The 13,516-nt window shown below is 65.0% G+C and carries 11 protein-coding genes and 2 tRNA genes; 7 read left to right on the top strand and 6 right to left on the bottom strand.

Going from position 1 to position 13,516, the window contains the following annotated elements; all coding sequences use genetic code 11:
- Window positions 1-123 precede the first annotated feature (123 nt).
- The 5 genes from F2P45_RS30110 to F2P45_RS30090 form a co-directional block, all read right to left on the bottom strand.
- Window positions 124-465 carry a transposase gene (locus tag F2P45_RS30110; protein WP_166881902.1) on the bottom strand — a complete coding sequence of 114 codons (342 nt, stop codon included), beginning with the start codon at window positions 463-465 and terminating at the stop codon, window positions 124-126.
- Between the two features lie 314 nt (window positions 466-779).
- Window positions 780-2,999 (bottom strand): TonB-dependent receptor, encoded by a 2,220-nt coding sequence (locus F2P45_RS30105; RefSeq protein ID WP_166881901.1) that lies wholly within the window; start codon window positions 2,997-2,999, stop codon window positions 780-782.
- Between the two features lie 213 nt (window positions 3,000-3,212).
- Window positions 3,213-3,782 carry a helix-turn-helix domain-containing protein gene (locus F2P45_RS30100; protein WP_166881900.1) on the bottom strand — a complete coding sequence of 190 codons (570 nt, stop codon included), beginning with the start codon at window positions 3,780-3,782 and terminating at the stop codon, window positions 3,213-3,215.
- 116 nt (window positions 3,783-3,898) lie between these two features.
- Window positions 3,899-4,735, bottom strand: coding sequence for an alpha/beta fold hydrolase (locus tag F2P45_RS30095; protein ID WP_166881899.1), 837 nt, complete (start codon window positions 4,733-4,735; stop codon window positions 3,899-3,901).
- Window positions 4,736-4,792: 57 nt separating this feature from the next.
- Complete coding sequence (locus tag F2P45_RS30090) at window positions 4,793-6,097, bottom strand: glycerate kinase type-2 family protein (RefSeq protein ID WP_166881898.1); 1,305 nt, start codon at window positions 6,095-6,097, stop codon at window positions 4,793-4,795.
- A 104-nt stretch (window positions 6,098-6,201) separates the two neighbouring features.
- On the opposite strand from F2P45_RS30090, the gene F2P45_RS30085 reads away from it, so the two are divergent.
- From F2P45_RS30085 to F2P45_RS30065, 5 genes are all read left to right on the top strand, one after another.
- Window positions 6,202-8,334, top strand: coding sequence for a S9 family peptidase (locus tag F2P45_RS30085; RefSeq protein WP_370663332.1), 2,133 nt, complete (start codon window positions 6,202-6,204; stop codon window positions 8,332-8,334).
- 159 nt (window positions 8,335-8,493) lie between these two features.
- Window positions 8,494-8,569, top strand: a tRNA-Val gene (locus F2P45_RS30080).
- A 48-nt stretch (window positions 8,570-8,617) separates the two neighbouring features.
- A tRNA-Asp gene (locus tag F2P45_RS30075) sits at window positions 8,618-8,694 on the top strand.
- A gap of 78 nt (window positions 8,695-8,772) precedes the next feature.
- A complete protein-coding gene (locus tag F2P45_RS30070; RefSeq protein ID WP_166881896.1) occupies window positions 8,773-9,858 on the top strand; it encodes a hypothetical protein in 1,086 nt (361 codons plus the stop codon).
- Complete coding sequence (locus tag F2P45_RS30065; RefSeq protein ID WP_166881895.1) at window positions 9,849-10,484, top strand: ABC transporter ATP-binding protein; 636 nt, start codon at window positions 9,849-9,851, stop codon at window positions 10,482-10,484. The genes F2P45_RS30070 and F2P45_RS30065 overlap by 10 nt, the downstream gene beginning before the upstream one ends.
- 6 nt (window positions 10,485-10,490) lie before the next feature.
- On the opposite strand, the gene F2P45_RS30060 is transcribed toward F2P45_RS30065, so the two are convergent.
- Window positions 10,491-11,675: a GGDEF domain-containing protein gene (locus tag F2P45_RS30060; RefSeq protein ID WP_166881894.1), complete on the bottom strand. Its 1,185-nt coding sequence runs from the start codon at window positions 11,673-11,675 to the stop codon at window positions 10,491-10,493.
- Between the two features lie 241 nt (window positions 11,676-11,916).
- Between F2P45_RS30060 and F2P45_RS30055 the strand changes: the two genes are divergently transcribed.
- Window positions 11,917-12,399: a cyclic nucleotide-binding domain-containing protein gene (locus tag F2P45_RS30055; protein ID WP_126074778.1), complete on the top strand. Its 483-nt coding sequence runs from the start codon at window positions 11,917-11,919 to the stop codon at window positions 12,397-12,399.
- On the top strand, window positions 12,396-13,514 hold the full coding sequence (locus F2P45_RS30050; protein ID WP_166881893.1) for an AI-2E family transporter: 1,119 nt from the start codon (window positions 12,396-12,398) through the stop codon (window positions 13,512-13,514). The genes F2P45_RS30055 and F2P45_RS30050 overlap by 4 nt, the downstream gene beginning before the upstream one ends.
- Window positions 13,515-13,516: the final 2 nt, after the last annotated feature.

Here is a 13,516-nt window from a genome sequence, read left to right as displayed (position 1 = left end):
AATCGCGGCAACGTGCTTCTCCCAAAAAACGGTCGTGTTTTCCATGCTTGCTCCGGTATCAAATCGAAGTAGCAAGAATGCGGAAATTCGGATTAGCCAGCAAGTCTGGGGTTTATGGAGCGCTTACAAGTAAGCTTCCTTTTGAACCAGGACAGCGTGATAGCGTCCCTGGAACAAATGTCCGACCGTATCGTGGCGACGGTTGAAGCCGCGCGAAAAATTGCCGTTGAGCTGGCGCATCGCTGCGGAAAGATTGCCATCGATCGTTTCGATAAGCAGATGAAAGTGATTATTCATCTGGCAGTAGGCATGCACCACGCAGTTGCTGCGTGCACAGGCATCGCGCAACGCGCCAAACCAGGCGCGGCGGTCAGCGTCGTCCAGATAGATGGGATGGCGCCGATTTCCACGTGCAGTCACGTGGTAGAGGGCACCAGGATATTCGAGTCTGAGCGGTCTGGTCATGCAGCGACTCTAGCAGCGGTTTTCTGCACAATGCATGAGCACACGCAGTGTCTGGCCACATTTCGATGATGGCAAGCAGTTTCGGTGGATGAGCTTGTGCCTGTCCGGGCCGCGCCCGAATGTCAACGTGACACCAAATGGTGGATGAGCCCGTGTCCGAATGTCAGACCTGACACCGGATTGATGGGGGATGAGCCCGTGTCCGAATGTCAGACCTGACACCGGATTGTAGTCAGACCTGACACCGGATTGTAGACACCGGATTGAAAAAGCCGCGAGCGCTCGCGGCTTTTTCGTCACACCGGCAAACCGTGTTAGAAGTTGCCTTTGAACTGCATACCCCACAGGCGCGGCTCGTTGGTGAAGCCGGTCAGGTTGTTGAAGTCGATGCCGCCGACAATGCGCTCGGTGCCGGTAATGTTGCGGCCGTACGCGGCCACTTCATACTTGCCGCTATCCCAGGTGTAGCCAACCCGCAGGCCGCCTTCCACCAGCGGCTTGCCGGTGAATTCCTTCGCTTCGTACAGGAAGAAATTGATCTTGCTGCGGTAGGCCCAGTCGGAGAACACGAACAGTTGGCCTTCGCCCAGATCCATCGAGTAGCGCGCGGTGGCGTTGAGGATCCATTTCGGTGCCTGCGGCAATGGATTGCCGTCGATGACGACGCGGCCGGCGGCGTTGAGCGGATCGGTGATGGTGCACTGCGCGCATTTGTTGACCGAAATGCTGCCGTCGCGGATTTCGGTGAAGTTGTAGCTGCCGCCCGCCGAGACCTTGAAGTTGGTGGTGACGAAACCTTCGAAGTCCAGCTCGGCGCCACGGCCGTTGGTCTTGGCCGCGTTGATCAGGCGGTTGACGTTCGAGTTGCCGCCGACTACGGTCAGCTGCTGGTTCTTGACCTGGTAGTCGTACACGCTGAAGGCCACGCGCGCGCGGCGGTTCCACAGGTCGGCTTTCACGCCGGCTTCCACCGAGGTGATGGTTTCGGCGTCGGCCACGGTGATCGGCACCGCAGCCGAGGCCGCCGCGATACTCGGCGCGCGGAAGCCGGTCGCCACGCGTGCGTACACGTTGACATCCTTGTTCAGCTTGTAGGTACCGCTCAGGTCCCAGTTGGGCTTGTTGCTGCTCTCGCCGACCGAACCAGGACCGATCTGCGCCACGTTCCACGCCGTGACCGTGTTGAAATCCTTCTTGTCGTTGGTGTAGCGCAAGCCGCCGCGCACGTTGAAGGCATCGCTGATCACGTAGTTGACCGAGCCGAACGCCGCCCAGGCGGTGTTCTTCTGATGGCTCACCAGGCGCGAGGTTTGCGCGCCGCTGGTGCTGTTGTAGTTGTCGGTCGAGCCGGTGGCGTCTTCGTTGAAGTAGTACAGGCCCGCCTGCCAGTTCATCGGGCCGCTGTTCTTCGATTCGACCCGCACTTCCTGGCTGTATTGCTTGACGTCGCCGATGCCGCCAGCGGTTTCAACCTGGAACGGGATCACGCCCGGGCCGGTCGGCACACCGCCGTCGATGTCGCCGCGGCTCAGGTAGTGGTCCACGCCTTCGTAGCCGGTGATCGAGTACAGCTTGAGCGCACCCAGGTCCCACGACATGCGCACGTTGGCGCCGTTGGTGCGCAGGGCCTGGAAGTTCAGGCCGTTGTTGGCGATCTTGTCGGCGTCGAAACCGTCGACCAGTTGGTTCGTGCCTTTTTTGATGATATTCGCGCGGAACAAACGCGAACTGCCCGTGGTCGAACGCTGGTGCACATTGAACAGGGCATTGAAGGTCGTGCCCGGCTTGTACAGCACTTGCAGGCGTTCGGCGTGCTCGTTGTAGCCTTCGAGCGCGTCTTCCTTGCCGGTAAAGGTGTTGTCGACGAAGTCGTCGCGGTGCTGGCGCAGGGTCGAGAAGCGCGCTGCCCATTCTTTACTCAGCGGAATATTCACGGCGCCGTCGACGTTGACCGTGTTGTGGGTCGCGACGGAGGCGTTGTAGTAGCCGCCGAAGCTGTCGAGCTTCGGTTTTTCGGATTCGAACTTGACCACGCCCGCCGGCGTGTTGCGGCCGAACAGGGTGCCCTGCGGGCCGCGCAGCACTTCCACGCCGGCCAGGTCGAAAATCGGGAACCCTTTCAGGATCGGGTTCTCTTGCACCACGTCGTCATAGATCAGCGAAACCGGCTGCGAGGCGAAGGTGTTGAAGTCGGTATTGCCGTAGCCGCGGATGTAAAAGCGCGGGAAGGTGCGGCCGTTCGACGATTCCACGTTCAGGCTCGGCACTTTGCCGGCCAGCACGCGAATGTCCTGTCCACCAGAAACGAGCACATCGAGCTTCTCATCCTTGAGCAAGGTGACCGAGACCGGCACTTCCTTGATGTTCTCGGTACGGCGCTGGGCGGTCACGGTGACGGTTTGCAGTTCCGGAGCAGCTTGCGCCTGGACTTGCGCCTGGGCCATGGCCGACCCGATCGGCAGCAGTGCCGTCAGGGCCAGCACGGCGCCGTGCGCGCCGATAACGCGCTTGTGCATCTTGGACATCTTGATCATTCGAGTTCCCTGGAAAAAGTTGATGAAGCGTACGACGAAGGTAATCCTGTCTCCTGCTTCTTTTTCTGGACGTACTCGCATGCTGCAAACGCGCGGCGATGGACGCCGTCGGCACTGCATCTTGTCGATGTCTGTGTTGCCGACCTTATATGAGGCGGTATTTTCTGCCATCACTGCTGTGAATGGCAAGGAAGTTCACTTGCAGCGTGATCTTCACGCAACATTTTTTGCAATAAACCACTGTTTGCTGTGCTCGTCGGCGGGAAAGAACGATTCGAGACGCAATTCATGCACCGTTACATCGTGCGGCGTGCCCATGGTGGTGATGGCCGTAAACACGTTCAGTTCGACGCCGTCCTTGCGGATGGCCAGCGGCAAAAACGGCAGCGCGCGCCGGTCGAGGTTGGGTGCGTGGGCCGCTGCGCCGATGGCGTCGATGCCGGGCAAGGCCGCCAGTTCTGCCAGCAGGGTGGTCGCTTCGCTGCCGGGTCCGTCGCCCATGGCTTCGCGCTGGATCCAGTGCAGGGCGTCGGCGCACACCGCGTCCCAGTTGACCAGGTACTGGCGCAGGCCGTTCGGGTCGAGCATGAGCTTGAGGATCAGTTCCTTGCTGGGCTGGGCGCGGCCGCTTTCGAGGAAGCTGATGTGGCGCTGCGAGACCGCGCTGACAGTGGAAAGATGCAGCTGGCTGTAACCGCGCTTGCCGCGCCAGTAACGCAGCGCGGCCGAAAAATCGCCGAAGTACTGGTCGCGCGAGGGGGACGATTGGCTTGCTGCTGTCATTGCGCGCTCCTTCATCCTTCCGGTTCATACGGATTCGCATGCCGCCATGCGCGGCGGCCTTTGGGCGGGACATGTACGACTGCCACCCCGGCCGGACCACGTCATGGCGACGCACCTTACGCCGGACCCGGCCCGATAAACGCCATCAGGTCCGCATTGACCCGCTCCGCATGCGTCACGAACATCCCATGCGCCGCGTCATCGTACACCGTCAGGCGCGCCCCTGCGATCATGGACGCGGTCCGCCGCGCCGTCAGCGCCAGGGGCGCGCTCACGTCCAGCGCGCCAGCGATAATCAGGGCCGGCACGTCCACCTGCGCCAGGTCGGCACGCATGTCCGCATGCTGGACCGCCACATGGCAATCATGCAGCGCCTTGTGCGAGCACGCCAGCGCCATCTGGCGCAGCCACCTGATCATTCCCGCCGATGCATCGGGCGTCAGGAACGGCAGCGCGTTCTCGTCGATCCAGCGCGGGAAATCGCGGTCCAGCTGCTGTTCCCGAAACGCCTCGAACAGCGCGCCGTCGATGCCTTCCGGGTTGTCGTCGGCGCGCATGATCATCGGCGTCATCGGTCCCATCAACACAAGCCGCGCCACCCGCGCGCTGCCGTGCCGGCCCAGGTAGCGCACCACCTCGTTGCAGCCCATCGAATGCGCGACCAGGGTCACGCCGCGCAGGTCGAGCGTGCCGATCACCGCGGCCACATCGCCGGCCAGGGTGTCGAAGTCGTAACCCCGGCCCGGATCGCTGGAACGCCCATGCCCGCGCCGGTCGAAGGCGATGCAGCGCAGCCCTTGCCGCGACAGGGCCATCATCTGGTAGTTCCACGCATCCGACGGCAGCGACCAGCCGCCCACAAACAGCACCGGCGCACCGCTGCCCCAGTCGCGGTAGAACAGGTCGACGCCATCATTGGTACGGATAAAACCGGGGGCGGGGGAATGGCTCATGGCAGTTCTCCTTGGTTGGCTTGACCCCATTTTCGCGCACCCTTGCGGGCCTGGCGATTACCTCCCAGGTAATCGATGCGCCGCCTCCACCAGGATCGCGCGGAAATCGTTGACGTTGGTGCGCGTCGGTCCCGTCAGCACCAGGTCGTCCAGCGCCGCAAAGAAGCTGTAGCCGTCGTTATCCCGCAGTCGCTCCGCCGCATCGATGCCGGCCAGCGCGGCGCGCGCCAGCGAGTCGGGATCGAGCAGCGCGCCGGCGTTGTTCTCCGTGCCGTCGATGCCGTCGGTATCGCAGGCGATCGCATGCACGCCCGCCATGCCCTTGAGCGCAACGGCGAGCGCCAGCAGGAATTCGGCATTGCGCCCGCCGCGCCCCTTGCCGCGCACCGTGACGGTGGTTTCGCCACCCGACAAGATCACGCACGGCGCGGCCACCGGCTGGCCGTAGCCCATCACCTGGCGCGCAATGCCCGCGTGGACAATCGCCACCTCGCGCGCCTCGCCCTCCATGCATCCGCTCAGGATCAGCGGCGTGTAGCCGGCCGCGCGCGCCGCCTCGGCCGCGGCATCGAGCGCATGCTGGGCGCTGGCGATGACGAGCGCCCGATTGCCGCGCAGGCGCGCATCGTCGATGGCCGGCGCGGCCAGCGCCGCGTCCTCCAGCACCGCGCGCACCGCCGGCGCCACCGCGATGCCATATTTGGCGAGCAGCGCCAGCGCATCGGCCGCGCAGCTGCCATCGGGGATGGTCGGCCCGGACGCCACCACCGCCGGATCGTCGCCCGGCACATCGGACACCACCAGGGTCACCACGCGCGCCGGATGGCAGGCCAGCGCGAGGCGCCCGCCCTTGATCGCGGACAGATGCCGCCGCACGCAATTGATCTCGCCGATCGGCGCGCCGCTGGCCAGCAGGCCGCGCGTGAGTTCGCGTTTGTCGTCGAGCGAAATGCCGGGCGCGGGCAGCGACAGCAGCGCCGAGCCGCCGCCCGACATCAGGCACAGCACCAGGTCGTCCTCATTCAAACCGCGCACCAGCGCCAGCATGCGCTGCGCCGCCGTGGTGCTGGCCTGGTCCGGCACCGGATGGCCCGCTTCGATCACCTCGACATGCCGGGTCGGCGCGCCATGGCCGTAGCGCGTGACCACCAGGCCTTCGAGCTGGCCCTGCCAGTGCTGCTCGAGCGCCTGCGCCATGCGCGCGGCCGCCTTGCCGGCGCCGATGACGATGGTGCGCCCTTTGGGTGGCTCGGGCAGGTGGCGCGCCAGCACCGCCAGCGGGTCGACTGCGGCAAGCGCACTGTCGAATATATGCATGAGGAGCTTGTGCTGCGCACTGCGCGGCGTGCTTGCGGGGTTCATGTCGGTCCTCGGTGAATGGGTCGCAAAGCCAGTGCGAAAGAGCTATCATTTTTCGCGCCGGCTGGCCTATGATACTGACACAAAAATACCCTACAGGAGCGTTCGTGCCTTCCCAAAAAATCCCCGCCATCCTCACCGCGCTGATGATCGCCATGAGCAGTACCCTCCCCGCCTTTGCCGCCGACAGCGCGGCGCCGCCCGTCGCAGCCAAGGCCGCGTGGCAGGAAACGCGCCACGGCGAGGTCGTCACCGACGACTACCGCTGGCTGCAAAAGAAGGAAGACCCCAAGGTCATCGCCCATCTTGAGGCCGAAAATGCCTACACCGACGCGATGACGCGCGATATCGCGCCGCTGTCCGACAAGCTGTTCGCCGAGATCAAGGGCCGCATGCAGGAAGTGGACCTGTCGGTGCCGGCGCGTACCGGAAAATACTACTACTACACGCGCTTCGAAGCGGGCAAGCAGTACCCGATCAACTGCCGCCGCCTGGCCGGCGCCAAGCTCGCCTACGACGACAAGGCGCCCGAAGAAATCCTGCTGAACCAGAACGAGATGGCCGAAGGCCAGAAGTTCTTCGCCATCGCCGGCACCTTCATCAGCCCGGACGATGCGCTGATGGTGTACCTGACCGACACCACCGGGTTCCGCCAGTACGAGCTGCATGTCAAGGACCTCAAGACCGGCAAGCTGCTGCCCGACAGCGCGCAGCGCGTCACCTCGGTGGCCTGGGCGGCGGATAACAAGACCGTCTTCTTCGTGCAGGAAGACGCCACCACCAAGCGCTCCGACCGGGTGTTCCGCATGACGCTCGGCAGCGCGCCGGTCGAGGTGTACCACGAAGCGGTCGAGCAGTTCAGCATGCAGGTTGAAGCTTCGCGCGACGGCAAGTTCATCATGCTCGACATGATTGCGACCGACACCACCGAAACGCGCCTGCTGGCGGCCGACAAGCCGCAGGGCGCCTTCCGCCCGGTGCTGGGACGCGAAAAAGGCCATCGCTACGGCATCGAACACCGCAACGGCGAGTTGTTCATCACGACCAACAAGGATGCGAAGAACTTCCGCCTGGTGCGCGCGCCATTGGCCACGCCCGGCCCCAAGTTCTGGAAAGAGCTGGTCAAGCACGACAAGACGGTGATGGTGCGCGAAGTCGACGCCTTCCGCGACTTCCTGGTGGTGATGCAAAAATCGAATGCGCTTAACGGCGCGCGCATCTACAACTTCAAGACCCGCGCGTGGAAGTCGGTGCAGTTCGACGATCCGGTCTACATGGCCACGCGCATGCGCACGCCCGCCTACGACGCCACCAGCTACCGCATGGCCTACCAGTCGCCGGTGACGCCGTCGACCGTGCTCGATGTGGACATGGCCAGCGGCGCGCGCACGGTCCTCAAGCGGGTCGAGGTAGTGGGCGGCTACGATGCCAGCCGCTTCGAAAGCCGCCGCCTGTGGGTGACCGCGCGCGACGGCGCCAGGGTGCCGCTGTCGGCGGTCTACAAGAAAGGCGTGAAGTTCGACGGCAGCGCGCCGATGCTGCTCACGTCCTACGGTTCGTACGGGATTCCGACGGAAGCGAATTTTTCGATCGGGCGTCTGAGCCTGCTGGAACGCGGCGTGATCGTGGTGCAGGCGCACATCCGCGGCGGCACCGACATGGGCCAGGCCTGGCACGATGACGGCATGCTGATGAAAAAGAAGAACACCTTCTACGACTTCATCGACGCGGCCGACTTCCTGGTCAAGGAAAAGTGGACCAGCCCGAGCCGCCTGATCATCCAGGGCGGCAGCGCCGGCGGCCTGCTGATGGGCGCCGTGGCCAACATGCGCCCGGAGCTGTTCCGCGGCGTGCACGCGGCCGTGCCGTTCGTGGACGTGATGAACACCATGATGGACGCCACCCTGCCCCTGACCACCGGCGAGTACCTCGAATGGGGCAACCCGACCGAAAAGGCGGCCTACGACTACATGCGCAGCTATTCGCCGTACGATAACATCGAGCGCAAGGCCTATCCGGCCATGCTGGTGACCACGGGCCTGAACGACAGCCAGGTGATGTACTGGGAGCCGGCCAAGTACGTCGCCAAGCTGCGCGCGCACAAGACCGACAACAACGACCTGCTGCTCAAGACGAACATGGGCGCCGGCCACGGTGGCGCGTCCGGGCGTTACAACGCGGTCAAGGAAAGCGCCTTCAACATGGCGTGGATGCTGTCGCAGTGGGGCATCAAGGAGTAAGCGGCAGATCGGACGCACGGTCGGGCGCCGGGAATTTTGCGGGATTTTTCATTTTTTTCGCAAAAGCCCTTGCGCACTTTCCGATCTCTGGCTATGATTCGTGCCTCTTCAGACGTGGTGACAAACGTCGGATGCAGTCTCTGAGGTAAGCGAGTTTTTGGGTGCTTAGCTCAGTTGGTAGAGCAGCGCCCTTACAAGGCGCGGGTCGGGAGTTCGAGCCTCTCAGCACCCACCACCATCAGAGACGGGGCATCATGATCAGCAGTACCGATCAGAGTAACACGGAGTGGTAGTTCAGTTGGTTAGAATACCGGCCTGTCACGTCGGGGGTCGCGGGTTCGAGTCCCGTCCGCTCCGCCAGCATCAAGAAAGGGCCCGATTCGTCGGGCCCTTTTTCCATTTCCCTTTTTGTTTTGCCCCTCTGTCCCCGGAACCGCCTTGGCCCACGCCTACGTCACGTTTCGCCGCCGCCTCGCCATGCACGCGTTCCGGCGCTTCGCCGCCAGCCTGAAAAGCTCGGCCGAGATTGTCTTGCTGGTGTTCGCCCAGGCGGTCATCGGCCTGTTGGCACTGGTCGCCCTGCCCCCCATGTACGCCGCCTCGCAAGCACCCCTGCACGCCATCGGCCTGCTGGTCGCGCACGGCCTGGCGATGGCGCTGCCGGCGCTCCTGCTGCGCAAGCGCGTGCTGCCGCTCGACGTGGTGTACTGGCTGCGCCGCCTGCCGGTGCCGCCGTCCACGCAACTGGCGGCCGATGCGCTGGTGGCGGCCATGATGGTCGGGCCGCTGGCGCTGCTGTACGCGGTCTCGGCATCGGTCTGGGTATATCAAAGGCCGGACTGGCTGCTGCCCGTGCGCGGCGTGCTTGGCACGCTGTTCTCGCTGATGCTCACCTACGCCTGCACCATCGCCGTGCTGTCGCTGCGCGCGCGCCGCGCCCCGGCCAGTGCGCGCTGGCAGCGCCGCCTGGCGCCGCCGCCGGTGCGCTATGCGGCGCGCGCATGGCGCTCGCGCGTGCTCATGCTGTGGCATCGCTTGTTCTGGCTGCCCTTCTGGCGCAACGAGAACATGGTGGGGCGCCAGCAAAGCCTGTTGCTGGCGGCGGCCGTGGGCGCGGCGCTGCCGTGGATGCAGGCGCCACCCGGCATCGCGCGCGCGGTCCTGGCGCTGGTCGCGAGCGCGCTGATGGTGCTGCTCACCGACCGTGGCGACAAGGCCGTACGCGAGCAGATCGCCGCGCTGCGCCCTGTCATGGCGGCCTGGCCGCTGCAAGCGCGCCCGGTGGAACTGGCGGCGCGCGCGTTTGCGCTGCTGCCCGCGCTGCTGGTGCTGGCGATCGTGTTCGCCGGTGGCCTGGTGCACGGCGTGTGGGCGCGTCCGGCCGGCCGCGCGTATCTGGTCCTGGGGTGCGTGGCGCAGGTGCTGCTGGTGGCGATTCCGCGCTTTACGCCACGCGCGCGGGTGGGCCTGGTGGTGGTGCAGATTCTGGTGTTGACGGCGGTGGGGAGCGAAATATGGCAGTAGAACAGAAGGACGGTCCGGTGCTGCATATCAGGGACTTGCATTTTCATTTCGATACGCGCCCGGTATTCGTCGATTTTTGGGCCGACATCGAAGCGGGCATCACCTGGCTGCGCGGCGCCAACGGCATGGGCAAGACCACCTTGCTCAAGCTGGCGGCCGGCGCGCTCACGCCCAATCGCGGCACGATTGCGCTCGACAGCGTCGATTGCGCGGCGCAGCCGCTGGCCTACCGGCTGGCGGCGTTTTACTGCGGCGGCGACCTGCCCGATTTGCCGTGGCTGACCGTGCAGGAGTTCCTCGACCTGCACCTGGCGCTGTATCCGGACACCGAGGCGCGCCTGGTCGAACGCCAGCTCGACGCCTTCGGGGTGACCGCGACGCTGGGGCAGGCGCTGTCGACCCTGTCGCTGGGACAGCACAAGAAGGTGCAGCTGTCGCTGGCGCTGGCGCTGCCGGTGCGTTTGCTGCTGCTCGACGAGCCGTTCAACGGGCTCGATGCGGCCGCCGTGGAGTACCTGCGCGGGCAACTGGGAGAACTGGGAACGAGGCAGGATGTGTGCGTGCTGCTGACCAGCCATCTGGAGCCGCTGGTGGCGGTCAAGCGCATGCTGGACCTGGATCGCTGACGGTGGCTACGCGCACTGCCTGACCGGCTGCCCCACCGCTTGCCCCACCGCTTGTCCCGCCTCGACCCGGTTGCGTCCCGCGCTCTTGGCCGCGTACAGCGCGTGATCGGCGCGTGCCAGCGCGGCGTTGATATGCTCGCCCGGCTCGATCGCCACCACGCCGATACTGACCGTCATCGCATACGCATCTTCCAGCCCCGGCAAGCGCGCGTCCTGCACCGCCAGGCGCAGGCGCTCGGCGGCGTGCAGTGCGCCCGTCAGGCAGGTCCCCGGCATCACCAGCGCGAACTCCTCGCCACCGAGCCGGCCCATGATGTCATGCTCGCGCAGGCTGGCCTGCGCCGTGGCGCTGAACGCGCACAGCGCCTGGTCGCCGGCGGCGTGGCCGAAGCGGTCGTTGAGGCTCTTGAAGTGGTCCAGGTCGAGCATCATCAGCGACACCGGGCTGCGAAGGCGCGCGGCGAGCAGGCGCGCACTCTCGGTGCGCTCGAAAAACGCGCGCCGGTTGACCAGCCCGGTGAGGCTGTCGATGGTCGCCAGCAGCGCCATGGCGCGGTCGTCCTTCTCCTTGCACAGCAGCAGAAAGCCGAAGCCGTTCACGATCATCAAGAGGTAGCCGGCGATGTAGGCGATGCTTTGCACCACGCCCGGCGCGCCGCCGACCACGCCCAGGCTGGCATGGCTGAAGCAGGCGCGCAGCGCCATCGCCGCCGCGAACACCAGGTTGTTCACGCCGATGATGCGCTGCAGGGCCGACGCCGGGCGCCCGGGACGCAGCAGCGCGCCCGCCATGGCGCCGCTGAACAGGGCGATCATCAGCGACAGCATCACGCCCAGGTCGCGCGCGCTGGCGCCGGCCAGCGGCGCCAGGTAATACAGCAGCAGGCACAGTGCGGTCAGCGGATAGAGCATGCGGCGCCAGCGCTGGTAGCCGAAAAACGCGCAGTAAGCGGCCGCTTCGAGCGTGATGCCCAGCACCAGCACCGAAGCCGTGCCGACGCCCATCCAGAGCGCCACGCCGTCGCTCTGCAGGTAGGCCAGCAGATTGGCGATGCCCTGCACCAGCTTGGCCCACTTCCACATCTGCATAGCCGGATGGACCGCGCCGGAACGCGCGTAACCCGCCATCAGCATGGCGAAGGCAATATTGCCCACGGCCAGTACCAACATGAAGGTCTTGATATCGATCACTGCGCGTTCCTTGTGGATAAAGCACGGCCGATCCACAGCGCACGCAGGCAATTCGCTGGCGCCGGGAGTCGGATGAGGTAATTAAATGTTAATGACTGTTACCTTAAGGCATCATGTTACACTACTTATCGCCTCAGTACTTACTGTGGCAAAATTATGGTAAACATGGCCAGCTGCCGCACAGGGCAGTTGCATGGCGCATAATCGCGTTCGTGCGTGAAATTCCCCCTCTGGAGTTACTTTGATCTTTGGTTTTTTGAAATCGCCGCCGCTGTCGCCCCGCCTGCACCGCCTCAAGAGTTCGGTCCTGTTCAATTCACTGACTCCGCTCGAGCTGAAAATTGTCGATGGCCTGATGCACGAACGCCGCTACCTGCTCGACGAGATCGTGTTCGACCAGGGCGAGGAAGGCCAGGCCCTGTACCTGGTCACGTCGGGCAAGGTGGCCATCAGCCGCGCGCAGGGCAGCGCTTTCATGGTGGTGTCCGAACTGGGTCCGGGCAGCGTGTTCGGCGACATGGCGCTGCTGGACGACTCGCCGCGCACCGCGCAGGCGCGCGCGATGGAAAACTGCGAGCTGGCGGTGTTCTTCCGCGCCGATTTTCTGGGCCTGATGGAAACCGACGCCGTGATCGGCTATAAAATTTCGCTGACCCTGGCGCGCCTGGTCGGGCAGCGCCTGCGCGACTGGATGGGCGGCAGCCCGCAGGTGGAAGCCTTATGACCTCGCGCGAGCGCGCAGGACCCGTGGTCTGGTGCGGCATCATCGCCGTCACCTGCCTGCTCCTGATCCTGCTCGAGCACATGCTGTGGCTGGCCATTCCGTTCATCTTCGGCACCGTCCTGTATTACATCCTGCTCGCGCCCATGCAGCGCCTGATCCGCGCCGGCGTCGGCCAGGACCTGGCGGCGCTGACCGTCGGCGGCGGCTTCGTGGCGGCCATCTCGCTGGTGCTGGTGCTGGTGTTTTCGTACGTGGCCGTGCCGGAAGAATCGTGGCAGGCGCTGCTCGGGCACTACCTGGAAGGCGGCGTGACCTTCGTGCGCAACACGATGCAGCTGCTCGAGCAAAAATTCCCGGTGCTCGAACAGATGAAGCTCACGCGCGTGGTGAACCGGCGCTTCAAGTCCTTCACCGACAACTTCGCGCAGCAGCACCTGGCCGGGCTGCTGGTGGCGATCGCCGGCTGGCTGCCGTCGCTGCTGCTGGCGCCCTTTTTGACCTTCTTCTTCCTGCGCGACGGCGCCAGCTTCAAGCGCTTCCTGGCGCGCGCGGTGCCGAACGCGTTCTTCGAAAAGACCCTGTTCCTGCTGCACGAAGTCGACCAGACCGCGCGCCGCTATTTCCAGGGCCTGATCAAGCTGACCGTGATCGATACCATCATGCTGGCCTTCGGGCTGTGGCTGATCGGCGTGTCCTCGCCGCTGGCGCTGGCGCTCATCTCGGCGATCCTGGCGTGGGTGCCGTTCGTCGGCTCCGTGGCCGGCTGCATTCTGGTGGTGGTGGTGGCGGCGACCGACGCGCCCTCCAATCCGGTGATCGGCTACGGCGCCATCGGCGTGTTCGTGGCGGTGCGCCTGCTCGACGACTTCATCTTCATGCCGCTCACGCTCGGGCGCAGCCTGCAGATCCATCCGCTCATGACGGTGCTGATGATCTTCGTGGGCGGCTCGCTGGCCGGCGTGGCCGGGCTGATGCTGGTGCTGCCGATCCTCGGCGTGGTGATGGTGGTGGGCGAAACGCTCGGCTGCCTGGTGACCAATGCGCGCCTGCGCGCGCGCCACCGCAATGCCATGGCGCTGCGGGTCAGGCAGGCCAGCGTCGGGCTGGCCAAGTAACT

Origin of the sequence: Massilia mucilaginosa, from assembly GCF_011682145.1 — a bacterium.
Taxonomy (GTDB): Bacteria; Pseudomonadota; Gammaproteobacteria; order Burkholderiales; family Burkholderiaceae_D; genus Telluria_A; species Telluria_A mucilaginosa.
Note: the sequence above shows the minus strand (reverse complement) of the source record. Positions and strands in the feature narration are given on the sequence as shown.